Genomic DNA, 24,437 nt, shown 5'->3' on the forward strand with positions numbered 1-24,437 from the left:
ATTCTGCCGCATGCGGATCTACACGCGCACAGGTGACAAAGGCGACACCGGATTGTTCGGCGGCGGACGCGTCTCGAAGGATGATCCTCGCGTCCAGGCCTACGGTGAGGTCGACGAGCTCAACGCCGTCATCGGCCTCGCGCGGTCCATCGAGATGATGCCGCGCATCGATGAAGTGCTCGCGCCGATTCAACGCGACCTGTTCAGCCTGGGCGCGCTCCTCGCGACGCCGCACCCGGAGAAAGTCCGCGAGCAGCTCGAGAAAGCACGCATCGACGACGCTCGCATTGCGACGCTCGAGCGCGCGATCGACGACGGCGAAGCCGAGCTCGCGCCGCTCACCGCGTTCATTCTTCCCGGCGGAACACCCAAGTCCGCCGCGCTGCACGTGGCGCGCACCGTGTGCCGGCGCGCCGAACGGCGCGTGATCTCGCTCGGCCACGACGTGGCGCTTCCGCCCATCGTGCTCGTGTATCTCAATCGCCTCTCCGACCTCCTGTTCGTCCTTGCCCGCGTCGCCAACCGGCGCGCCGGGGCCGCGGAGGTGACGTGGTAGCACCGCGCGAGCGCGCTGCCGCCGCGCTCCGCCTCCTCGACTGCGAGATCCTCGTCGAGCCCGGTCTGTTAGGCAACGTCGGCGCCATCGCCGCCCGGGCGGCGCCGGCGCACCGGTACGTGATCATCGCCGACGATACCGTCGCCGGACACTACGGCGCGCGCGTCGTCGACTCGTTCCACGGTCCGTCGCCCCTGCTGCTGCGCGTCCCGCCGGGCGAAGCGCACAAGACACGCGCCACCTGGGCCAGTCTCACCGACGAGATGCTCGACGCCGGCTGCGGCCGCGACACCACCGTCGTCGCGCTCGGCGGCGGCGTCGTCGGCGATCTCGCGGGATTCGTCGCCGCCACGTTCATGCGCGGCATCCCCGTCGTGCAGGTGCCGACGACGCTGCTCGCGATGATCGACGCATCGTTAGGCGGCAAGACCGGCGTCGACGCGCCCGCCGGGAAAAACCTCGTCGGCGCCTTCCATCAACCGTCCGCCGTCATCGCCGACCCGCAGGCCCTCGCAACGCTGCCCTTGGAGCAGCGGCGCGCCGGCGCCGCCGAAGCCATCAAGCACGGCGTCATCACCGACGCCGCGTACTTCGACCGCGTCGCCGCCGCGCTCCCCGCGCTGCTCCACGACCCCGCCGGCGACGCGATGCACGAGCTCATCATCGGCAGCATCACCATCAAGGCCGGCGTTGTGTTAGGCGACGAGCGCGAGCGCGGCATGCGCAAGATCCTCAACTTCGGCCACACCCTCGGCCACGCGATCGAGACCGCGAGCGACTATCGCCTGCTCCACGGCGAAGCAATCGCCATCGGCATGGTGCTCGAGGCCGCACTCGCCGAAATGATCGGGATCGCCTCCGCCGGGACCGCGCCGCGCATCCGCGACGTCGTGGCGCGCGCAGGGCTCCCGACCGCACCCCCGCCCGCCCTGTCGCCGGAACGTCTCCTCGCGCTCACTCGTACGGATAAGAAAGCGCGAGGCGGCGCCGTCGAATACGCGCTCCCCCTCACCATCGGCACCATGGCCGGCGCCGAGACGCAGTGGGGCGTGCGCGTCCGCGACGACGACGTGCTCGCTGTCCTCCGCACCGCATCGCACTGACCTCGATCGAGGAGTCACAGCGTGGCACCGCGCATTTTCGTGCTCGCCGTCGTCGTTTGCATCGTCGGTCTCGCCTTCGCCGCGTACCTCCTCGATGTCCCGCCGCTGTGGATCGCCATCGCGGTCGCCCTCGTCGTCGTTCGCGCCGCATTGTCGATCTGGCGACGTGCCCGCCGCCAGCGAATCGACAACCCGTGACGCGCCGCTGGCCCGATGCATCGCGCGAGGTTCGCTGTTCCATCGGGTCCCCGCGGTCGCGCAAAAACGCATGGGAGTCGCAAATCGTTGTGCCCCAATGCAATTAGCCCATAAAGACACAACGACCTCTCTCGCTGCGATTTTCGTGACTGTTGACCTAACCGGGGGCTCACATTATCGTGCGCTCCCCTGGCGATTTCGAGCGCGCAAGGCTGTCCGGTTCGTCCACCCTTTTACGAAAGGAACGGGGCGAGTATGGAGCATGTGGCCGAGAGCAGGTCCAAAGGGTTCTTCCGCTCTTCTCCCTCCACCGCATTCGATCAGTATCTACAGGACATCCAGAAGCTACCCCTCATAACCGAACCCGAAGAAGAACGACGCCTCGCACGACGCGCTCAAAAAGGTGATGAGCACGCCGCCGAACGCCTCGTGACCGCCAACCTTCGATTCGTCATTTCGTACGTCAAGAAATACCAGGGGCACGGTCTGGATCTCAGCGAGCTGGTGGCGATCGGCAACGAAGGGCTGCTCAAAGCCGTCAAGAAGTTCGACCCGGACCAGGGCGTGAAATTCATTTCGTACGCCGTCTGGTGGGTCCGACAAGCCGTCCTCAAAGCCCTCGCCGAGCAAACCCGCTCCGTCCGCATTCCCCTCAATCAAAACTCGCAGCTCATCAAGCTCGCTCGCGCCGAAACGGTGCTCGCGCAGGTCCTCAAGCGCGACCCCACCGACGACGAGATCAGCCGTTTGATCGAGGAGACGCCCGAGACGGTCCGCGCCGCGCGACAGATGTCGGCCACGGAAGTGTCGCTCGATGCGCCCATCGACCGCAGCGACCGCGAGGCAGCAACGTTAGGCGAACGCTTCGTCGGCGTGGACGGCATCGAGATCGAAGACACCACCGACTTCAAGTTGATGCGCGAGTTCATCGACCGCGCGTTCCGCAAATACCTCACGCCGCGCGAGCGGAAGATTCTCTATCTCTACTACGGCCTCGAGGAAGGCTCCGAAGCCATGACGCTCGAGAAGATCGGCGCGCTCATGGGAGTCACCCGGGAGCGCATCCGCCAGATCCGCGAGCGCGCGTTCGAAAAGCTCCGCGAATCGCCCGATGGCGCCGCGCTCGCGGGATTTTGGAACGCCGCCTGAGCACACCCGCAACCACCGCCTAACGGAACGCGGCGCGGCCCACCACGGGCCGCGCCGTCTGGTTTTCACCCCCCGCGCGTCCTACATTCTCCCTGTGGACGAGCGCATCCTGCCGTTGCTCCCGCTGCCGATCGTGACCTGCCCCGGCACTGCCCGGCCCTCCGGACACGCCGCTGGTCTACACATGCGCTTCGCCCGCCGCGTCCGCGCCCTGTCATGACGCGCGCCGAGCTCACCGACGCGCTCCGCGCCATCGTCGGGCCGCGCGGCGTGCTCTCCCGCGCGTCCGAGTTGCTCCCGTTCAGCGCCGACGGCCTGCCGACGTATCGTTTGCCGCCGTCGCTGGCCGTTCTCCCGTCGACCCGGCAGCAGGTCATCGATGTCGTGCGATTGCTCGCGCGCGAGCAGGTCGCGTTCGTGCCGCGCGGCGCGGGCACCGGCCTCTCCGCGGGAGCGCTCGCCCAGCACGATGCGGTGATCATTGGCCTCAATCGCCTCACACGCATCATCTCGGTCGACCCGGTCAATCGTCTCGCCGTAGTCGAGCCCGGCGCCGTCAACGTGTCGCTCACGCGCGCCGCCGCGCCGCACGGCCTGCACTACGCGCCGGACCCGTCCAGCCAGTCGGCGTGCACGATCGGCGGCAACGTCGCCGAGAACTCCGGCGGTCCGCACTGCCTCAAATACGGCGTCACGCTGAACCACGTCGTCGCCGTCACCGTGCTGCTGCCCAACGGCGACATCACCACGTTAGGCAGCGCCGAGGGCGAGACGCCCGGCTACGACCTCCTCGGCGCGTTCGTCGGCTCGGAGGGATGCTTCGGCATCGCGCTCGATGTCACCGTGCGCCTCGTGCCTGACCCGCAAGCCGTACGCACCATGCTCGCTGACTTCATGTCGATCGAAGCGGGCGCCCGCGCGACCTCCGCCGTGATCGCCAGCGGCATTCTTCCCGCCGCCATTGAAATGATGGACGGCCCGACGATTCGCGCCGTCGAAGACTCCATTTACGCCGCCGGCTATCCCGCCGACGCCGAAGCCGTGCTGCTCATCGAGCTCGATGGTCTCGAGGCAGGCATCGATGATGAAGTCCACCGCGTGAAAGCAATGTGTACGGACGCCGGCGCGCGCACCGTACGCATTGCACGCGACGAGGCCGAACGCGCGCGTCTCTGGCAGGGCCGCAAGAAAGCCTTCGGCGCAATGGGACGCGTCGCACCGGCGCTCGTCGTGCAGGACGCGGTCATTCCGCGCACGCGACTGCCCGATGTGCTGCGCACCGTCCACGAGATCGCCGCGCGATGGAATATCCGGGTGTGCAACGTCTTTCACGCCGGCGACGGCAACCTTCACCCGAACATCGCATTCGATCCGAACGACGCCGACGCGACGGACCGCGTCCACCACGCAATGCGCGAGATCATGCGCGCCTGCGTCGACGCCGGCGGTACGATCACCGGCGAACACGGCGTTGGACTCGACAAGCTCGAGTACATGCCGCTCATCTTCTCGCCCGCATCACTGGACGCGCAGTGTCGTCTGCGCACGGTGTTCGATCCCGAGCGGCGCGCGAACCCGGGCAAGGTCGTGCCCGTGCACGCGTGTCGCGAATGGCTGGCGGCGCCGGCGGCCCGCGGGCGCGTATGACGCCGGCTGCCCAGGCCGTGCGTGCGCAGACGACGCAGGACGTCGCGGCTGCCGTCACGGAGGCCGCCGCGCGCGCGACGCCGCTCCGCATCGTTGGGCGCGGACACTGGCTCGATGCCGGCCCCCCGGCTCGCTCCGCGACGCCGCTTGCGTTAGACGCGCTCGCCGGCATCGTCGCCTACACGCCGGGCGACCTCACGCTCACCGCGCGCGCCGGAACGACGCTGGCCGACGTCGCGGCCGTCGCCGGCGAGCACGGCCAGTGGTTGGCCCTCGATCCCTTCGGCACGGAGGACGGCACCATCGGCGCCACGATCGCCACCGCCTCCGCGGGCCCGCTCGCCCACGCCTTCGGCACGCCGCGCGACGCTGCGTTAGGCCTGGAGGTCGTCACCGGCGACGGCGCGGTCGTGCGCACCGGCGGCCGCGTCGTGAAGAACGTGGCCGGCTTCGACCTCACCCGCCTCTTTACCGGCTCGTGGGGCACCCTCGGCGTGATCACCGAGGTCACCGTGAGGCTCAGGGCGCGGCCGGAGCACGACGAGACCTGGCTGGCGCCGCTCGCCGACGATCGCGCCGTCGACGCCGCCTGTCGGGCGGCGCGCACCGCGGCGCTGGCGCCGATCGCGCTCGAGCTCCTGGACGGCCCGTTGGCCTCCGCGCTTGGGTTAGGCGCACGAGCAGTCCTGCTCGTGCGCCTCGCCGGCGCGGCGGCGGCGATGCGCGCGCAGCGCGACGCGCTGCGCACGCTCGGCGCCGCCGCCCCGGCGCCGGACGACATCTGGCACCGCCTCCGCACCGTCGAACCGCCCGGCAGCACCGTGCTCCGCCTCTCGCACCTCCCCGACCGCATCGGCGAAACCTGGCGCGCCGCCTCGATGCCAGATGCCTGGCGCCACGCCACGCCCTCGCGCGGCATCGTGCGTGTCATCCTGCCGCCCGCCGCCGATGCCGAAGCCATCGCCCGTGCCGCCGCCGGCCGCTGCACGCTGATCGCCGAGCGCGCGCCCGCACCGCTGTGGACCGGCGAACTCGCGCCGATGCCTAACGAAGAGCTCGCGGCCCGCGTCCGCGCCGCGTTCGACCCCGCGGGAATTCTCAATGCCGGCCTCGCCGCCCCCGATGCCTGATCAGGCCCCCACCCGACCGGGTGCGACCATCGCGGCACCCGCGCCCGCCGCCCGGCCGCTTCCCTGCGACGGCACGCCCCTCGCCGCCGCCGTCCCCGGCATCATGACCTGCGTCCACTGCGGCTTCTGCCTGCAGGCCTGTCCCACGTACCTGGCGTTAGGCGACGAAAACGACTCCCCGCGCGGCCGCATCCTGCTCGCGCGCTCGCTCGCCGAAGGCACCCTGCCGCTCGACGACCCCGACGTCCGCACCCACCTCGACCGCTGCCTCGGTTGTCGCGGCTGCGAAACCGCATGCCCATCCGGCGTGCCCTACGGTCACATCCTCGAGGCCGCGCGCGCGACGCTCAACGCCATCGAGCCGCCGCCTCCCATCGCCCGCTTCGTGCTCGCCGTCTTCGCCCGGCCGCGCCTGCTCGCCGCCGCGCTCGCCGGCGCCCGTGCGCTCCGCCTAACGGGAATCGCCGCGCTCCTCGCGCGCCTCCCCGGCCGCGCCGGTTTCGCCTTCGCCATGCTCGCCGCCAGCACGCCGCCGCTCCCAAGCCGAGCGTACAGCCCGCCACCCACGCCCGAACGTGGCACGGTCGCACTCCTCGAAGGCTGCGTCATGCGCGGCCTCTTCGCGCACGTGAACCGCGCCACCGCGCGCGTGCTCGAGACCAACGGATACCGCATCGTCTCCGCTCCCGCGCAGCGATGCTGCGGCGCGCTCCACGCGCACGCCGGCGACCTCGCCGGCGCGCGCACCCTCGCCCGCCGCAACATCGCCGCCTTCGAGCAGACCGGCGCTGCATACATCGCCGTCAACGCATCGGGATGCGGCCTGATGATCAAAGAGTACGGTCACCTGCTCGCCGGAGACGGCGAATGGTCCGCCCGTGCCGCCGCCGTTGCCGCCCGCGCTCGCGACGTGAGCGAGCTGCTCGCTGCCGCGGGCCCCGCACCGGGCGCCGCGCTGCCGCGACGCGTCGCCTACGATGCACCGTGTCATTCGCTCCACGGACAACACCTTGCCCGCGAACCGCTCGCCGTGCTCGCCGCGGTGCCTGGCCTCGAGGTCTTACCGCTCCCCAATGCCGACCAATGCTGCGGCAGCGCCGGCATTTACAGTCTCGTGCAACCGCAGCTCGCGCAGGACGTGCTCGCGCCCAAGCTCGCGGAAATCGCACACACTAACGCGTCACTCGTCGCAACCGGCAACCCTGGCTGTATCATGCACATCGGCGCCGGGTTGATGCGCGCGGGTATCCCGGCGCGCACCGTCCACCCCGTCGAGCTCCTCGACACATCCTACGCCGCCGCCCATGGCGCGGCGGCGGCGGACCGTTAGGTTAGCAATATGTTGCAGGTCGGACCCCGCACGTCCGGTGCTTGGATCCGCAGAGCCGGGTCGCCGCAGACGGCGCTCCACCTACGCGGACTCGTTCTCGTCGCATGACCGCAGGATCCATCGTCACAGGGACGTTCCCTTCCGTCGGCGACGTCGGCGGCCACTCCGTAGTCATGCACTACGGACACATCGCCGGCGAATATGCCGCTCTCCGCACATCGGCCATGCTCGTCGACCGGAGTGCGCGCGGACGCGTGCGCATCGCGGGCGACAAAGCGCCGGAGCTCGTCACCGGGCTCGTGACGAACGATGTCATCGCGCTGCAGCCCGGCCACGGACAGTACGCGGCCGCGCTCAACCCGAAAGGCAAAATCGTCGCCGACGTCCGGATCTTCCGCTTCGATGAGCACCTGCTCATCGATACGCCGCCTCGCGCGCATGCCGGCTGGTTGGCGCTCGTGCGCAAGTACGTCAATCCGCGCCTCGCGCCCTACCGCGACGAATCGAGCGGGATCCGCGACCTCGGCGTGTTCGGCCTGCAATCGCGGCGCATCGTCTCGGAAATCACCGGCCTAACGGGAGACGTCCTCGCGTCGCTCGGGCCGTACGCGCACGCGCGAGCGCTCCTCGACGCCGAGACGTCCGTCGACGTCGCGCGCGTGCCGGACCTCGAGCTCGAAGGCTACGAGGTGTTCGTGCCGCAAAGCGCGTACGCCGGACTCTGGCAGCGCGCCCTGGTCGCCGGCGCTATCCCCGCGGGATTGCTCGCATGGGAAATCGCGCGCGTCGAGGCCGGACGCCCCGAATGGGGCCTCGACATCGACGAATCCACGATTCCGCAGGAAGCAAACCTCGACGAGCTCCACGCCATCTCGTACACCAAGGGATGCTACGTTGGGCAGGAAGTCGTCGCCCGCGTACACTTTCGCGGCCACGTCAACCGGCACTTGCGCGGCATTCGATGTGGACACCACGAGCCGCCGCCCGAACACGCCGCGCTGCTCGACGAGGCGGGCAAACAAGTGGGCGATGTGCGCACCAGCGCCCTGTCGCCGCGGCTCGGCGCCATTGCGTTAGCAATGGTGCGCCGCGAAGTCGCTCCGGGCGCCACGCTGCGAGTGCAGTCGCCGCCGCCCGCGTCTCCAGACCCGCACGCCGAAGTGCAGGCCGAATTGTTCGCGCTGCCGTTCCCGCTCGATTGATGATGCCGTGCGCAATGCAAAAGCGGGGACGCGACCATGAGTCGCGTCCCCGCTTTCGTTGCGCATCCTCGCACGTTGCGAGCGCGCGTTCCTTAGTGCTTCGTCGTGTCCTTCTTGGTCGTGTCCATCTTCATCGAGCCCGTGTCATGCTTCATGCCGGTATCCGTCGCGGCAGGAGCTGGCGCCGGTGCCATCGCAGGAGCTGCGGTGGTATCCGACGACGTAGCGGGCGCGTTTTCCTTCGCTTTGCACGCTGCAAGCACGAGCGCAGCAGCAGCGAGGACGGCAAGGCGCTTCATTTACAGTCTCCTTGTGGGGGCCAGTGGCTGATCAACCTTCGTCCGTGCACGCGCGCTGCAATGCAAGGAACGAGCGGCAGTTATTCTACTCCATGCGATCGGCCTGTCAAGGTTAGCCGAGTGACGCACCCCGCGTCCAGCGTGCGTAGCGCCCCCATTTCGCGCACGCGGCCGAGCCGCGGGATACGCCACTCGACTGGGCGCTTAATCGCTGCACGTCGTGGGCCACGGCGCCGATTCGTTACCGATTTAACATTAAGCATCTCAAACGCTTGCCCGCGTCGTGACCGGCACGCGGTCTCGCGCACGGCAATTCGCCCCGGACGCTGGCTCCCGACGCAGGCAATCGACATGTTGCAGAGTATTCCACCCGCGCACCATCCACGCGTGATGTCGTGACCGCTCCCATCACACTGCCTTCCGACGCGCACGTCGTGCGCGGCGCGTGCCCGCACGATTGTCCGGACACGTGCGCAATGCTCGTCACCGTTGAACACGGACGCGCCGTGCGCGTCGCCGGCGACCCCACACATCCCTTCACGCAAGGATTTCTCTGCGCCAAGGTCAACCGATACGTGGAGCGTACGTATCACCCCGACCGCCTTACGCAGCCGCTGCGTCGGGTCGGCCCGAAAGGACGCGGACAGTTCGAGCCGATCACGTGGGATGACGCGCTCGACGAAATAGCCGCCCGCCTAACGGAAATCGCGCGGTCCACCGATGGACCGCAGTCGATCCTGCCCTACTCGTACGCCGGCACGATGGGTCTCGTCCAAGGCGCCTCCATGGATCGCCGGTTCTTCCATCTGCTGGGCGCGTCGAAACTGGATCGCACGATCTGCTCCATGGCGGGAACGGTCGGCATGCGCATGACCGTCGGCGCAAACATCGGCGCGGATGCCGAAGGGATTCCCGAAAGTGACCTGGTGCTGCTCTGGGGCACGAACACACTCACCTCGAATCCGCATCTGTGGCCGTTCGTGCTCGAGGCGCGGCAGCACGGTACACCGATCATCGCCATCGATCCGTTGCGCACCCGAACGGCCCAGCAGTGCGACGAATGGATTCCCATTCGACCGGGCACCGATGCGGCGCTCGCGCTCGGCATGATGCACGTGCTGTTCGCCGAGGAGCGCGTCGATCGCGACTACATGGAGCGATATACCCTCGGCGAAGCCCAACTCCGCGCGCGCGCCGCCGAGTACCCGCCGGATCGCGTCGCGCGCATCACGCGCATCCCGCAGTCGTCGATCGTCGATCTCGCCCAACGGTACGGACGCGCGCGCGCAGCGTTCATCCGCGTCAACTACGGGTTGCAGCGCCACGGCGGCGGCGGCATGGCCGTGCGCACCATCGCGTGCCTACCGGCAATCACCGGGCACTGGCGCCGGCCCGGCGGCGGCGTGCAGCTCTCGACCAGCGCCAACTTCACGTTCGACCGCGCGGCCGTCGAGCGCCCGGATCTCTCGCCGCCGGTGCGCACCATCAACATGATCCGGTTAGGCGAAGCGCTGACGCGCCCCGATGCCGGCGTGGGCGGGCCGCCCGTGCGCGCCCTCGTCGTGTACAACTCGAATCCGGCCGCGGTGGCGCCCGATCGCAGCGCCGTGCTCGAAGGTCTCGCGCGACGCGATCTCTTTACGGTCGTGCTCGAGCACTTCCAGACCGATACGGCGGATTGGGCCGACATCGTGCTGCCGGCCACCACGCAGCTCGAGCACTGGGACCTGCACCTCGCGTACGGCCATCACTACGTCGCGCTGAATCGGCCGTCCATCGCGCCGGTCGGAGAGGCAAAGCCTAACAGCGAGATCTTCCGCCGCATCGCCGCGCGCATGGGACTCGACCATCCCGTCCTTCGCGACGACGACCAGACGCTCATCCGCCAGGCGCTCGACGGCGGCGGGCGCAACCTCGAGGGCGTGACCTTCGATGCGTTAGTCGAGCGCGGATGGATGCGCCTCTCGGTGCCGCGCCCGTATCTGCCGTTCGCGCAGGGCGGCTTCCCCACGCCGAGCGGCCGGTGCGAGTTCTACTCCGAGCGCCTCGCCGAGATGGGCCTCGACCCGCTGCCGACCTACACCCCGCCGTACGAATCCGTCGAGCGTGCGCCGGAGCTCGCCGGGCGCTACCCACTCACGCTCATCTCGTCGCCCGCGCACCAGTTCCTCAACAGCACGTTCGTGAACATCGACGTGTTGCGCCGCGCCGCGCGCGAGCCCGAGTTAGTCATCCACCCCGCCGACGCCGCGCCGCGCGCCATCGTGCCCGGCTCGCGCGTCCTCGTGCACAACGATCGCGGCGAATTTCTCGCCGTCGCGCGCGTCGAAGACAGCGTGCGCGAAGGCGCCGTCTGGGCGCCGTCGATCTGGTGGGGCAAGTTCGCCGCCGACGGACGCAACGCGAACCACACGACGTCGCAGCGCGAGACCGACCTCGGCCACGGTCCTGTGTTTTACGATAACCTCGTCGAGGTGACCCCGGCGGATTGACACGTTCGCGACGCCCCACCCCTGGCGGCAGGGGCTGTTCGGCGTGTACGCTGCACGATGGCAGCGCCGCCTTCCACGGCGCCGCTCTCGTCGCTCGTTCCCGAAGGCATGGAGAAGGTCGTGTCGTCTCATCCCAAAACGCTGGGCGCACTCAAGCGCTCCACTTATGCATCGTCCCACCCCGTCGCGCGCTCCGTCAAGGAAGAAGTGCGCGACAACTTGCTCCACCGCCTGACATCGCACGCACCCATCTTCACTGGCGTACTCGGCTACGACGAAACCGTCGTGCCCCAAATCGTCAACGCGCTGCTCTCACGACACAACTTCATTTTGCTCGGACTGCGCGGTCAGGCGAAGTCCCGCATACTCCGGTCGCTCGCCACCTTGCTCGATGACGAAATGCCGATCGTCGCCGGCAGCGAGGTGAACGACAATCCGTTCGCGCCCATCTCCAAGTACGCGCGCGCGCTCATCGCCGAGCAGGGCGATGACACGCCGATCGCGTGGGTCGGACGCGACGAACGCTTCGTCGAGAAGCTCGCGACGCCGGACGTGACCATCGCCGACATCATCGGCGATGTCGATCCCATCAAAGCGGCGCGCGGCGGCCACGTGCTGTCCGACGAGCTCACGATCCACTACGGCATGCTCCCCCGCGCCAACCGCGGAATTTTCGCGCTCAACGAGTTGCCCGATCTCGCAGGGAAAATTCAGGTCGGTCTGTTCAACATCATGCAGGAAGGCGACGTCCAGATCAAAGGATATCCGGTCCGCCTCCAGCTCGATGTGCTGTTGTGCTTCACCGCCAACCCCGAGGACTACACGGCGCGGGGCAAGATCATCACGCCGCTCAAGGACCGCATCGGCAGCGAGATCCTCACGCACTATCCCGAGGACGTCGAGCTGGGCATGGCGATCACGAAGCAGGAAGCATGGACCAAGCGCGGTGGCCTCGCGGTGCGCGTCCCCGACTTCGTGGCCGAGGTGATCGAGCGCGTTGCGTTCGAGGCGCGCAGCGACAAGCGCATCGACAAGCGCTCGGGCGTCTCGCAGCGCATGCCGATCACCGTGCTCGAGAACGCGGTGTCTAACGCAGAACGGCGCGCCATCGAGATGGGCGAGTGCGAGGTGGTGCCGCGCATCACCGATATCTACGCCGCGCTCCCGGCCATCACCGGCAAGATGGAGCTCGAATACGAGGGCGAATTGGTCGGCGGACACGCGATCGCCGACGAGCTCATTCGCCGCGCCGCTGACGCGGCCTTCCAGTCGCGCGCCGGCGGCGTGAACACCGACGACATCGTGATGTGGTTCGACCGCGGCAACGCGCTTCAGTTAGGCGAAGACCTCGGCGCCTCGGCCATGGTGCGCGCCTTCGAGCGCGTGCCCAGCATCGTCGAGCTCGTCCGCGACACCGGCTTGGCCACGCAGGGCGACGACGCCATCACCGCCGCCGCCTGCGAGCTGACGCTGGAAGCGCTCGTCGCACGCAAGAAATTGTCGCGCTCCGCCTCGGGGCACTACACGCGCGCCCAACCGCCGGAGCGCCGCCGCCCGAATCAGGATCTCTTCGGCGGCGGAATGATGACGTGATCGAGCGCCCGTCGCCGTCGCCGGCCTCCGCCCGCCACGCGCGCGCGAGCCGTCGCGAAGCGAGCGACGGCATCACCGTACGCCCCGCGCACATGGCGGATTTGCCGCTCATCGTCGAGCTCAGGCTCGCGCTGCTGCGCGAGCACGGCGACAATCCCATCTACGAGCGCCTCCGCCCCGACGCGCCCGACCGTGCCCGCCGGCTCTTCGCTGCCCAACTCCGCTCGCCCGATGAAGTGATCTTCCTCGGCGAAGTGGATGGCGAGGTGAGCGGCATCCTGCGCTGCATTCAAACCGGCGGCCTGCCGCTCCTGTTTCCGGCGACGCACGGCTACATCTCGTCGGTGTACGTCGTCCCCCGCGCGCGCCGGCGCGGCGTGCTGCGCGCGCTGCTCGCGGCCGCCATCCAGTGGTGTGAGTCGCGCGGCCTGACCGAGCTCCGCCTGCACAACGCGTCAGACAACGCCGTCGCCAACGCGGCCTGGGACGCCCTCGGCTTCCGCATCGTCGAGCACCTGCGCGTCAGGCGCCTCGCCTAACCTCGGACCACCCGCTCCAGCCATGGCCATCATCACGGTGTCGCGTTTGTACGGCTCCGGCGGCTCGGAGGTGGCCGAGCGCATCGCGCACGAGCTCGGCTGGCAGCTGCTCGACAACGCGTTCGTCGACGAAGTCGCCGCTCGGCTAGGCACGCCGCCGGCCGAAGTCGAAGCGCGCGAGGAGCGCGTGCCGTCCCTCGCCCAACGCCTCGCCGCCACCCTCGCGCTGGGCGCGCCCGAAATACTCCCGGGCCCCGCCGACGCCGCGCTGCCCCCCAGCGAAGAGCGCCTCATCGAAGTCACTGAACGCATCATCATCGAAGCCGCGAGCCGCGGCCACTCCGTCCTCGTCGGTCGCGGCGCCCAGTCCGTGCTCGCCGCGCGCCAGGACGTGCTCCACGTCTTCTGCTACGCGCCGCGACCGGCGCTCGTCGCCCGCGCGGCACGCCGCCTCGCCATCAGCGACAGAGACGCCGAAAAAATCGTCGACGAAACCAACCGCCAGCGCGAGCAATACGTGCGCACCTACTGGAAGCGCTCGTGGCGCGCCCACGAAAACTACCACATCTGCCTCAACACCGATTGGCTCGGCATCGACGGCGCAGCCGACATCGTCGTCCGCCTGGCGCGCGAGAAGTTCGCCGCCTCCGCCTAACGGCACGTCAGAGGCGCTTCACTTCCGGCCGCACCCACAACACCCAGGCCGCAAACAGCAGCAGCGCCACCGCGCCGCCCCCCACCGCCACCGGCGTTCCAGCCACCTCGGCCACCGATCCCGCCAGCAGCGAACCGATCGGTCCCATGCCGACGAACACGAACGCGTATGCCGCCATCACCCGGCCGCGCAAATGATCGGGCGACAACGTCTGCAAGAGACCGTTGCAGAGCGCGTTGTTCTGGATCATCGCGAATCCCACCAGAGCGAGCAGCGGCACCGACAGCCACAACGTCCGCGTGAACGAGAACAGAAACAGAAACACGCAGAACGAGATCGACGCATACGCGAGCCAGTGCCCGCGCCGCGCGCGATGCCCCATCATCGCCAGCGACAGCGCGCCCAACACCGCGCCGATGCCCACCGCCGCCAACAGCGTCCCGTAGGTCCGCGCGCTCCCGTGCAGCACGTCCTGCGCAAACACCGGCATCAAGACGAGAAACGGAATCCCGAACACCGAGTAGACGGCCACCAGCATCATGAGCATCGCCACCGGTTTCGTGCGCGCCATGAACCGCAGCCCCTCGATCAATCCCGCCATCGACGAGCCCGCCTGTCCGCTCGACACGTCCGCTGCCCGGGCCGCCGCCGCCGTTAGGCGAATCATCGACAGGCCCACCAGCACGAGCAGAAAGCTCACCGAGTTGATCGCGAAGCACCACGCCAGGCCTAACCGGTCGATCACCACCGCCGCTACCGCCGGCCCGATTACCCGCGCCACGTTGAACCCGCTCGAGTTCAGCGCGATCGCATCGACGACGTCTTCACGCCCCACGAGCTCGATCATCAACGACTGGCGCGCCGGAATGTCGAACGCGCTGATCGCGCCCGCGACCAGCGACAACAACGCGAGCCACGCCACCGTGATGTGCCCCGACCAGTCGAACCACCACAAGATGCCCGCCTGCACCATCAACAATGCCTGCGTGATCTTCACCATCCGCAGCTTCGCGTGCCGGTCCACCACCACGCCGGCGTACAACGTGAGCAACAACACCGGCAGCGACCCCGCCGCCGACACCACCCCCACCATGAACGCGCTGTTCGTCAGCTGCAGCGCCAACCAGCCGCGCGCCACCGACTCCATCCATGTGCCGATGACGGAGCCCGTCTGTCCCAACCAGAAGAGCCGGAAATTCCGATGCACCATCAGCACCCGAATCGGATTCCGATACCGGGGCACCGGCGCGACACTGGACGGCGTTACCGACCGCCCGCGTTGTTCCATTGAAGGGGGAGAAAGCGCCACTGAAACGCGAACGACGAAGGAAGTGTTAGATATAGACGGAGGCGCATCACGCGGCGTCGCCGCGCACCCTCTCGCCGCGCGTGATGCTTGATCTTTGGTCCAACGGATGGCAAGGTGGCTGCATGCGGTCGCACACGTATTCGAAGTTCAGCCCCGAGATGGCAGATGCCATCGACCTGCAATCGCTCCTCGACAAGCTCGCTGATTTCCTGCTTCAATCGGGATTCGCCGGCGGCAAGATGCAGCATCCATACTGGGGCGAGTTCGGCGGCGACGCCGACCGCTCCATGGAAGCGCTGCGTGAGGCGATTCTCAATGCGTTGATGGACAGCGGACAGTTTACACCGGAGATGCTCGACGCGCTGCGAGGCGACGCCGACGACGACGGCGAAAGCACGGCCAAGCTCGCCAAACTGCTCGACGACATCATCCAGCGGCTGGTGCAGGAAGGCTATCTGAATCTCGAGGCGCCGCCGCAGATGCCCGCCGGACACCAGGAAGTCACCGGCCCTGGCGGACTCGCGCGCGCCGCAGCCCGCGACGTCCAGTTCCAGCTCACCGAAAAGGGCATCGACTTCCTCGGCTTCAAGACGCTGCGCAGCCTTCTCGGTTCGTTGGGCAAGTCGAGCTTCGGCAGCCACGACACGCCCTATCTCGCCACCGGCATCGAGGCCGATGCCTCGAGCCGCACCTACGAGTTCGGCGACACGATGAACCTCGATGTCAACGCCACGCTGCAGAATGCACTCATTCGCAACGGCAATCTCGACGTTCCCATCGACCTCGATTACTCGGACCTCATGGTTCGCCAAGCCGAATACCGCTCATCGTGTGCTACTGTACTCATGCTCGATACGTCGCACTCGATGATCCTCTACGGCGAAGACCGATTCACGCCCGCCAAGAAAGTCGCGCTCGCGCTCACGCACCTCATCCGCACGCAGTTCCCCGGCGACACCCTCCGCGTGGTCCTGTTCCACGATTCCGCCGAGGAAATTCCGCTCGCCCGACTCGCGCACGCGCAGGTCGGCCCGTATCACACCAACACCGCCGAGGGCCTCAAGCTCGCACGCCGCATTCTCGTCTCGCAAAAGAAAGACATGCGCCAGATCGTCATGATCACCGACGGCAAGCCGAGCGCACTCACGATGCCTAACGGCACCATCTACAAGAACTCGATGGGACTGGACGCCCTCGTCGCGGCCCAGACCCTGCGCGAAGTCGCCGACTGCCGTCGCTGCGGCATCATGATCAACACGTTCATGCTGGCCCGCGACCGCGCCCTCGTCGAGTTCGTGAAGCGTGTTGCCGCCATCAGCCGCGGCAAGGCGTACTTCACCAACACGATGACCCTGGGTCAGTTCATCTTGATGGACTTCCTCCGGAGAAAGACCCGCAAAGTGTCCTGACTACCGTCGTACGCCCAACGCGTTACATCGCGGGCATCGCCGCGTCCTCTCGCCAGACTCCATTTGGCAGACGCCACGTGCCCGCCCAGCCTCGAGAAAAAACTCCGCGACCCAGCCGCCGGAACCAGATCCGCAACTTTCGCCGCCCCGGTCGCAATCGACGCCCGCACATCTCCGGACCATGGCCGATCGTGGCCGCCGTCGGCGCGTCGCTCATTCTCGCGCTGGTGGCCTTTCGCCTGCTCCACCCCGCACAACCACCAGCGCCAACCGTCCCGTTTTCCGAGCTCGCCCAAGCGCTCGCAGGCCATCAGGTAAAGGAGCTGCGCCTCGACGATGGCGGCGCGCGCTTGATCGCCACCTTGAATGCGCCCAAGACGATCGCCGGTCGAAACCAAACGGTCATCCAGGCGAACGTCCCCGCGCGCGCCGTAACGCTCTCCGACCTGCAGCAATGGAGTACCAGTGGCGTCCGTGTCACTGTGGATGCCCTCGGCTCCTCGGCCGGTGTTCAGCTGCTGATTCAGATTCTGAGCCTCACGGTCATCGTCGGCGTCTTGCTGTACGTCGTCGTCCGCCAGCGCGGCATCACGGCCTCGGCGCGGTTCGTCGCCACGCCGCCGTCACGGCATCTCACGCTGGCTGATGTCGGCGGAGCGCGTGAAGCGCGCGCCGACCTCTCCGACGTCGTCGCGTACCTGGCGAATCCCGATCGATATCACGCCCTCGGAGCACGCTGCCCGCGCGGCGTGCTTCTCGTGGGCCCGCCGGGCACCGGCAAGACGCTGCTCGCCCGTGCGGTAGCCGGCGAGGCCGGATGCCCGGTCATCGTCGCCGCCGGTTCCGACTTCAACGAGGTCTACGTTGGCGTGGGCTCGCGACGCGTGCGGCAGCTGGCCAAGCGCGCCCGCGAACAGGCGCCGTGCATCATCTTCATCGACGAATTCGACTCCCTCGGCGGCCGCCGCGGCAGGCCTAACCGATCCGGCGAAGAGGAAGTCACGCTCAATCAGCTCCTCGTCGAGATGGACGGCATGGAAGCCAACGACGGCATCGTCTGGATGGCCGCGACGAACCGCGAGGACATGCTCGATCCGGCAGTGCGCCGGCCGGGACGCTTCGATCGAGTCGTCGAGGTACCGCTGCCTACGACCACCGATCGCGCCGAAATCCTTCGCCTTCACGCGTCGGGCCGTCCCTTGGATCCGGACGTGAATCTCGAGCGCCTCGCACAACTTACCGTTGGGCATTCGGGCGCCGACCTCGCCAACCTGCTCAACGAAGCGGCGATCATCGCGGTCCAGCACGACAGTGACCGCATCACCAACGCGCACATCGAGCAGGCACGGGACAAGGTGCTGCTCGGTCGTGTGCGATCCGGCGTCATCGTTGCCGAGACCGAGCGTCGTCTCATCGCCATCCACGAGGCCGGACACGCGGTAGTCGGACTGGTCGCCTGTCCGGACGATCGATTGCACAAGGTGACCATCGAGCCGCGCGGCCGCTCACTCGGCGCCGCCCACTTCGCGCCCGAATCGGACCGCCACGTGCATCCCCGCTCGTATCTCGAGGGCGTCATTGCCAAAGCACTCGGCGGACGCGCGGCCGAGCTCGTGTTCCTTGGCCCCGACGCGGTCACCACCGGTGCCGGCGCGGATCTGGTGCAAGCGACCACGATTGCACGCCGCATGGTGGCGGAGTTCGGCATGAGCGACGAGGTCGGACTCATCAGCGCCGATCCGTCGTCGCCGAGCGGTCCGCCGAGCGCGCAATTGCAAGGCGAGGTCGATCGCGCGGTGCGCACGCTGATTGCGGCGCAGGCGCGCCGCGCCGAGTCGATTGTTCGGGAGCACCAGCAGGCCGTGGACGCACTCGCGGCGGCGCTGCTCGAGCGCGACATCCTGACCGCGCCCGAGGTGCACGAAATTGCGGCGGAGCACGGCGTGACGCCGCGCGCTATCGCCTAACGAAAGGCGCCGCGCTCAGAGGCGCGGCGCGATCGCCAGATCCAGCTCGAAGCTGAAGCGCGTCCCCGCCGCGGCGCCGGTATCCACCTGCAGCGCACCGCCCATTGCGGCGACGAGCTTGCGGCAAATCGACAGCCCCAGGCCGGCGCTCGAGAACGTATACTCGCCCGCGTTCCGCCGCCTCCGGAACGTCTCGAAGAGACAGCTCATCACTTCGGGCGGTATCCCCCGTCCCGTGTCCTGCACCGAGAACGCAAGGCGCGTCCGCGACAGCTGCTTGGCCGTGAGCTCGACGTGGCCTTCGCTCGTGAACTTGAGCGCGTTCGTCGTGAGATTGAGCAGCACGCGGTTCAACGCCCCCGGATGGCCTAACCGAAAATCCGCGTCCGGCGTGGTGAGCCGCACCGTAAGGCCCTTTTCCTCCGCCATCGGAAGCACGATGTCGCGTACAGAGCGCATGAGATCGGCCACCGAAAACGGCACCAGCGCCGTGTCCACCAGGCGATCGCCGCCCCGCGCCAGCTCGATCACATCGCTTGCCATGGCGCTCAGTCCGAATGCCGCGCTGTAAATCAGACCGAGCTGACGCTCCTGCACGGGATTCACGACACCGCTTTGCGCTTTTCGAAGGGTCTCGGCAAGAAAGAGTATAGACGCCAGCGGCGATCGGAGATCGTGCGCCACTTCGACGATCAGCTCGAGACCACCCGCACCCGACAGTCGCGACGCGAACCGGTGCGCCTCGTCGCGGTCGAGGGCCAGTTGCACGTCCTCGATCGCGCTCATGAGCGAGATGATGTCACCCGCCGGAACGCTTTCCCGCACACTCGAGAGCTCGGCGACTAACGACGCGCGCAGCAGATTGAGGACTTTCTGGACCGGCACCGCCGGCGCCGCACGCTCGAGCAATGGCGTCTCGCCCGCAGCGGCTTGTGAGATCGCAGCCTGCAATGCCTCGAGCTGGAAGCGCAGATCGTCCGCATGCGTCCCCTGCTCGACGGCCGCGGGTGCAGCGGCCACCCGATCGGCGGCTCGGCGCAGCGCCTCGCGCAGCGCCTTCGCAATCCGCAAATCCGGTACGGCAAGGGTGACGACGGGTGGCACGGCGCGCATTGCGCCGCTGCCACCCGATGAACGCTCGACGCGCTCAGGCTCGCGCGCCGTCGCGGTCGCGCGCGGGGCGCGCGACCTCACTCGCCTGAACCAGTCAGCTCGTCACGCCGCACGTTGTGCTTCTCCATCAGACGATACAGGGTCGTGCGGTCGATGTTCGCGAGTCGTGCGGCGCGAGACATGTTTCCGCCCGCCCGCGCCGAAAGGCGCGTTAGGTATTCCTTCTCGAACTCTGCGATCAATCGGTCCTTCGCCGCATGGTACGGCTCGTCCATCATCGACATCGGCAACGCACTCTTCGCTGCCGGAGCCGGACCGTCATCATACACTGGTATATCTGACGGTTGGATCGGCTGTCCTGGCTCACTTAATACCGCAACGTGTTCGATCACATTTTGTAACTCTCGCACGTTGCCCCGCCAAGGCCGCGATCGCAAGAAGTCGAACGCCCCGTCCGTCAGCTTGGGCTGCGGGTCTCCCGGCAGGCGATGACGGGCCCAGTAGTGCGCCAGGAAGTGATTGGCGAGCAACGGGATGTCTTCCAATCGCTGACGCAACGGAGGCAGCTTGATCGGCACGACGCGAAGCCGGTAGAACAGGTCTTCGCGCAGCACTCCCTTGCCCACGGCATCCTGCGGATCGCGGTTGGTCGCCGAGATGAATCTGACGTCGACCACCGCGTCCTGCTGTTCACTGCCTACCCGACGAACCACGCCGTCCTGGAGCACGCGCAGCAGCTTCGCCTGAATCGGGTGCGACATCTCCGTCAGCTCATCGAGGAACAGCGTGCCGCCATTCGCCGTCTCGAGGAGGCCTGGCTTGTCTCGATCCGCGCCGGTGAAGGCACCCTTTCGATGCCCGAACATCTCGCTCTCGAGCAACGGCTCCGGCAGCGCCGCGCAGTTGATCGGCACCAGCTTCCGACTCGCACGCCGACTATGGTGGTGAATGAATTGAGCGATCACTTCTTTTCCCGTTCCGCTCTCCCCAGTAATCATCACCGACGCGTCGGTCGACGCAACCTTTCTCGCGAGCTCCACGGCGCGGCGAAACGCTGGCGACACTCCCAGCAGCGTGATCTTGTCGCTGTTTCCGCTCTGCTGTACAAGTTGTAATCGCAAGTCATTGGTCTCTCGCGCCACCATCACAGCATGCGACGCACGACCGACGAGCACTTGCAGGTGCGTCGCCGAGAACGGCTTGGGCAGATAATCCCAGGCGCCTGCGCGCAACGCTTCGATGCTCGATGTCACACTGGGATTGCCCGTCATCACCACCACAATCGTATCGCGGTGCGTCTCGAGTGTCGCCTTGAGGATGTCGATGCCCGACACCGGCGTGAGATAGAGATCCACGAGCACGATGTCGAACTTGCGGCGCCGTACCATTTCGAGCGCCTCATCGCCGCGACCAACGAATGTCACATTGTAGCCATCGAGTTGCAGCACACTCGCGCAGCCTTCTCGCAGCGTGCGGTCGTCGTCGACGACCAGAATTCGTATGCTTGCCTTTACCTCGGCGGGAATTGATAGTGGGTCACGGGAAGCGGCTTCAGGAGCCTGCACCGGTGCTGGCAGGCTTTCCGGCTCTTCAACGAACGGCATCGACATTCGATAGTCTCCTCTTGGCTTCGAGCCGGTCCTTGACCAGCGCAGCTCCGTTGGTCATGGGCAACATCGCCTGTAATCGAAACACTACATGGCTGTTGTCGGCGTTCCACATGATGTAGATCACACGAAACGACCAAACGTCACCGAGGCGGACACAAGCTAAGTGATCCTTGGCCCGGAAGCACGCCTCTTCGGCGAAACCTGCGTCGCCATAGGCGGCTTGGACGCAGGACAACGTGTTGTCGATTAAATAGATATGACGGCAGCGACCGATATTTGCCGCAGTGACGGCTTAAGCGCCGGCTGTTCTGCCATAGAACGCGAAGCGAGCCACTCCCGTAACGCCGCGCGATTGACCAACTGCAGAGATCCAACTTCACCAACCGGCGAGCACAGGCGCATCCTTGTGACGAGCCGCACTCATTCCCACGAGCGAATTGTCACATAGTTGACCAGGTTCCGAAGCCGTCACACGGTTGCGGCCCACCCGCGCCGCGTGGGCCTGGATTTGCATCCGCTCTACGCGTCGTGCCCAATTTCACCAAGTAATTCCAACTGGGCGCGTTGAGCGTGGTCCAACTTTGGAGAGCTGGTATCGAATGACCGGCAACTACATTCCTTCGAACCTCCCCGTCGAGCGCGGGCCGGATCCGAATTTCCCGGCATTCGCACCGCAGGGTGCTTGGCCGCAATGGGGAGGCGGAAACGGCGACGAGCCCGGAATGAACTGGGGGCGCTACTTCTCGGCTCTCAGACGTTACAAATGGCTCATCTTGATCTTGGTCATTGTCGGCGGAGCAGCCGGCGTCATCGTGACCAAGTTCCTGCCGCCTGAGTACGCGACTCAGGGCCAACTCTGGATCAACGACAACGGCGCCGCGCAGCGGAATGAAGCGCCGGGACCTGTCCAGGGCGACGAGCTTCTTGCCGCCGGTGCGTGGGCCGATCTCCTCAAGAGCTCGACCATCATGGACCGCGTCGTGAAGAAGATGTCGTTGTACCTGTGGCCGAAAGATCTCGCCGATTCCGCGGTGTTCGCCGGCTTCGAGCCGGGACCAGGATTCCGGGGCGGCTCGTATGCGCTTCGCGTCGATCCCGCCGGTCAGAAATATTCGCTGGTCACCGAACAAGGCGCGATCGTCGAGTCGGGCGCGGTTGGAGACTCCGTTGGGCGGTCGGTCGGCTTCCTCTGGAAGCCGCGGCCCGAGGCCCTCGGTCATGGACGCGCCATCCAGTTCACGGTCGCCGATCCGCGCGACGTCGCCATGGGTCTGTTAGGCCGCATGGACGTCACGCTGCCCGAGCGCAGCGCATTCTTGAAGGTGACGATGACCGGCCGGAGTCCGCGTCGCACTGCGGCGATCCTCAACGCCGTGATGTCCGAGTTCGTGGCCACGGCCGGTGAATTGAAGCGCCGCAACCTCGAGCAGAGCGCCACCATGTTGGGCGAACAGCTCGATACGGCGCGCGGGAATCTGCGCTCGGCGGAATCGGCGTACCAGACCTTCCGCCAGAATGCGATCACACTGCCGCAGGACAACGCGCCGGGCGCGCCGGGCACCGACCCGCTCACCATGGCCGCCGTCGGCGGCAACCAGCCAGGCGGCGCGGGTCAGGCCGGCATGCCTAACGACCCACTCGGCGGCAACGTCGCCGGCGAGAACCCGGTCGTCGGCAACTACTTCACCGACAAAGCACAGCTCGAGCAGCTCCAGCACGATCAAGCCGCGTTGCAGCAGCTCGTGCAGCATCCAGATGCGATCAACGCCGACGCGTTCGTGCCGATTCTCACGGCGCATACATCGCCTGCCCTGCAGAGCGCGCTCACCGATCTCGGCAAGCGCGAGGCGGAGCTCCGCACGGCGCGTGAGGTCTATACGGAGCAGCATCCCACGGTCGTGGCGCTGCGGACGAGCGTGCAGGCCATGCGCACGCAAACCATTCCCGGCATTCTGAAAGGACTCATCGCGCAGATTCAATCGCGCGAACAGGACCTCCAGGGTCAAATCGCTTCCGCGGGCAAGGAGCTCAAGGCCATCCCGCCGCGCACGATCGAGCAAATGCGGTTGGAACGCGACGTGAACACCAAGACGCAGCTGTTCCAGATGCTGCAGGCGCGCTACGAGGAAATGCGGCTGGCGGAAGCCAGTGCGATTCCGGATATCAGCATTCTCGATACGGCGGTCGCACCGCTGCTGCCCACCAAGAACACGACGCCGAGCATCATCGCCTTTGCGATCGTCGCCAGTTTGGGCGGCGCGCTCGGCCTCGCGCTCCTGCTCGACCACACCGATCCGCGCTTCCGGTATCCGGAGCAGGTGACCAGCGATCTCGGCCTCACGATCCTGGGCGCCGTTCCCAGCATCAAGCGCGCGCGGAGCGGTGAGCCGAACCCTGAGGAGGCCGCGCAGGTGATCGAAGCCTTCCGGACGATTCGTATGAGCCTAACGAACTCGTACGCCGGAGCGGGCTCGATCGCGTTCGCGGTGTCCAGCCCGGGGCCCGGCGATGGGAAGTCGCTCGTGTCGTCCAATCTCGCGCTGTCGTTCGCGGAAGCAGGCTACCGGACGGTCCTCGTCGACGGCGACACGCGGCGTGGTCAGCTGCATGCGATGTTCGGCGCCAACCGGCGCCCGGGCTTGCTGGACTACCTGGGCGGCGATGCCGCGCTCGAGACGATTCTTCGCACCACGACGCACGAAAAGCTGGCGCTGATTCCGTGCGGCACCCGCCGCCACCGTGGCCCGGAGTTGCTGCACTCACAAGCCATGCTGCAGTTGATGGGCGAGCTGCGCGCGCGCTACGACGTGATTCTGATCGACAGCCCGCCGTTGGGCGCCGGTGTCGACCCGTTCGTGCTTGGCGCGGCGACAGGCAACCTGCTGCTGGTGCTCCGCACCGGCACGACGGACCGGAAGATGGCCGACGCGAAGCTCAAGCTCCTCAAGCGTCTCCCGATTCGTCTGTTAGGCGCCGTGCTCAACGACATCCGCGCACAAGGCGTCTACCGCTACTACACGTACCTCTACGGATACACCACCAGCGAGGACGACGAGCTACCGCAGCTGGCGCCGCAGGCCGGGGAGTTCTCGGGCAAGAGCTGATCGGACGCCCCGCACGCACAACGAAGGAGGCC

General features: G+C 67.2%; 19 protein-coding genes. 15 read left to right on the forward strand and 4 right to left on the reverse strand.

Features of this window, described 5'->3' with window-relative positions; translation table 11 throughout:
- The first annotated feature begins 10 nt into the window (after positions 1–10).
- The 8 genes from VFW04_05255 (at position 11) to VFW04_05290 (ending at position 8,315) form a co-directional block, all read left to right on the forward strand.
- Entirely contained in the window at positions 11–556 is a 546-nt protein-coding gene (locus tag VFW04_05255; protein ID HEX5178712.1) for a cob(I)yrinic acid a,c-diamide adenosyltransferase, read from the forward strand.
- Positions 550–1,659 (forward strand): 3-dehydroquinate synthase, encoded by a 1,110-nt coding sequence (aroB, locus tag VFW04_05260; GenBank protein ID HEX5178713.1) that lies wholly within the window; start codon positions 550–552, stop codon positions 1,657–1,659. The genes VFW04_05255 and aroB overlap by 7 nt, the downstream gene beginning before the upstream one ends.
- 21 nt (positions 1,660–1,680) lie before the next feature.
- Positions 1,681–1,857 (forward strand): hypothetical protein, encoded by a 177-nt coding sequence (locus VFW04_05265; protein HEX5178714.1) that lies wholly within the window; start codon positions 1,681–1,683, stop codon positions 1,855–1,857.
- 255 nt (positions 1,858–2,112) lie between these two features.
- Positions 2,113–3,006: an RNA polymerase sigma factor RpoD/SigA gene (locus VFW04_05270; protein ID HEX5178715.1), complete on the forward strand. Its 894-nt coding sequence runs from the start codon at positions 2,113–2,115 to the stop codon at positions 3,004–3,006.
- A gap of 216 nt (positions 3,007–3,222) precedes the next feature.
- Positions 3,223–4,653 (forward strand): FAD-linked oxidase C-terminal domain-containing protein, encoded by a 1,431-nt coding sequence (locus tag VFW04_05275; GenBank protein HEX5178716.1) that lies wholly within the window; start codon positions 3,223–3,225, stop codon positions 4,651–4,653.
- On the forward strand, positions 4,617–5,783 hold the full coding sequence (locus VFW04_05280; protein HEX5178717.1) for an FAD-binding oxidoreductase: 1,167 nt from the start codon (positions 4,617–4,619) through the stop codon (positions 5,781–5,783). Before VFW04_05275 ends, VFW04_05280 begins: the two co-directional genes overlap by 37 nt.
- Positions 5,776–7,113, forward strand: coding sequence for a heterodisulfide reductase-related iron-sulfur binding cluster (locus VFW04_05285; GenBank protein ID HEX5178718.1), 1,338 nt, complete (start codon positions 5,776–5,778; stop codon positions 7,111–7,113). Before VFW04_05280 ends, VFW04_05285 begins: the two co-directional genes overlap by 8 nt.
- A gap of 104 nt (positions 7,114–7,217) precedes the next feature.
- Positions 7,218–8,315: a glycine cleavage T C-terminal barrel domain-containing protein gene (locus VFW04_05290; protein HEX5178719.1), complete on the forward strand. Its 1,098-nt coding sequence runs from the start codon at positions 7,218–7,220 to the stop codon at positions 8,313–8,315.
- Positions 8,316–8,407: 92 nt separating this feature from the next.
- On the opposite strand, the gene VFW04_05295 is transcribed toward VFW04_05290, so the two are convergent.
- Positions 8,408–8,614: a hypothetical protein gene (locus VFW04_05295; GenBank protein HEX5178720.1), complete on the reverse strand. Its 207-nt coding sequence runs from the start codon at positions 8,612–8,614 to the stop codon at positions 8,408–8,410.
- A gap of 395 nt (positions 8,615–9,009) precedes the next feature.
- Between VFW04_05295 and VFW04_05300 the strand changes: the two genes are divergently transcribed.
- From VFW04_05300 to VFW04_05315, 4 genes are read left to right on the forward strand one after another with little or no spacing between them, the layout of a single operon-like run.
- A complete protein-coding gene (locus VFW04_05300) occupies positions 9,010–11,106 on the forward strand; it encodes a molybdopterin oxidoreductase family protein (GenBank protein HEX5178721.1) in 2,097 nt (698 codons plus the stop codon).
- Positions 11,107–11,163: 57 nt separating this feature from the next.
- Positions 11,164–12,699, forward strand: coding sequence for a magnesium chelatase (locus tag VFW04_05305; GenBank protein HEX5178722.1), 1,536 nt, complete (start codon positions 11,164–11,166; stop codon positions 12,697–12,699).
- The gene (locus tag VFW04_05310; protein ID HEX5178723.1) at positions 12,696–13,238 is read left to right on the forward strand and encodes a GNAT family N-acetyltransferase; all 543 of its coding nucleotides are present in this window, start codon (positions 12,696–12,698) and stop codon (positions 13,236–13,238) included. Before VFW04_05305 ends, VFW04_05310 begins: the two co-directional genes overlap by 4 nt.
- A 22-nt stretch (positions 13,239–13,260) precedes the next feature.
- Positions 13,261–13,893 carry a cytidylate kinase-like family protein gene (locus tag VFW04_05315; GenBank protein ID HEX5178724.1) on the forward strand — a complete coding sequence of 211 codons (633 nt, stop codon included), beginning with the start codon at positions 13,261–13,263 and terminating at the stop codon, positions 13,891–13,893.
- A 7-nt stretch (positions 13,894–13,900) separates the two neighbouring features.
- Here the strand turns inward: VFW04_05315 and VFW04_05320 are convergent, their stop codons facing one another.
- Positions 13,901–15,136 carry an MFS transporter gene (locus tag VFW04_05320; protein HEX5178725.1) on the reverse strand — a complete coding sequence of 412 codons (1,236 nt, stop codon included), beginning with the start codon at positions 15,134–15,136 and terminating at the stop codon, positions 13,901–13,903.
- Positions 15,137–15,324: 188 nt separating this feature from the next.
- Between VFW04_05320 and VFW04_05325 the strand changes: the two genes are divergently transcribed.
- Positions 15,325–16,611 (forward strand): VWA domain-containing protein, encoded by a 1,287-nt coding sequence (locus VFW04_05325; protein HEX5178726.1) that lies wholly within the window; start codon positions 15,325–15,327, stop codon positions 16,609–16,611.
- A 191-nt stretch (positions 16,612–16,802) separates the two neighbouring features.
- On the forward strand, positions 16,803–18,578 hold the full coding sequence (locus VFW04_05330) for an AAA family ATPase (GenBank protein HEX5178727.1): 1,776 nt from the start codon (positions 16,803–16,805) through the stop codon (positions 18,576–18,578).
- 15 nt (positions 18,579–18,593) lie between these two features.
- Here the strand turns inward: VFW04_05330 and VFW04_05335 are convergent, their stop codons facing one another.
- On the reverse strand, positions 18,594–19,772 hold the full coding sequence (locus VFW04_05335; GenBank protein ID HEX5178728.1) for a HAMP domain-containing sensor histidine kinase: 1,179 nt from the start codon (positions 19,770–19,772) through the stop codon (positions 18,594–18,596).
- The gene (locus tag VFW04_05340; protein HEX5178729.1) at positions 19,769–21,301 is read right to left on the reverse strand and encodes a sigma-54 dependent transcriptional regulator; all 1,533 of its coding nucleotides are present in this window, start codon (positions 21,299–21,301) and stop codon (positions 19,769–19,771) included. Before VFW04_05340 ends, VFW04_05335 begins: the two co-directional genes overlap by 4 nt.
- A gap of 599 nt (positions 21,302–21,900) precedes the next feature.
- Here VFW04_05340 and VFW04_05345 point away from each other — a divergent pair.
- Positions 21,901–24,405 carry a polysaccharide biosynthesis tyrosine autokinase gene (locus VFW04_05345; GenBank protein ID HEX5178730.1) on the forward strand — a complete coding sequence of 835 codons (2,505 nt, stop codon included), beginning with the start codon at positions 21,901–21,903 and terminating at the stop codon, positions 24,403–24,405.
- Positions 24,406–24,437 lie beyond the last annotated feature (32 nt).

This window comes from Gemmatimonadaceae bacterium (genome assembly GCA_036273715.1).
Lineage (GTDB): Bacteria > Gemmatimonadota > Gemmatimonadetes > Gemmatimonadales > Gemmatimonadaceae > JADGGM01.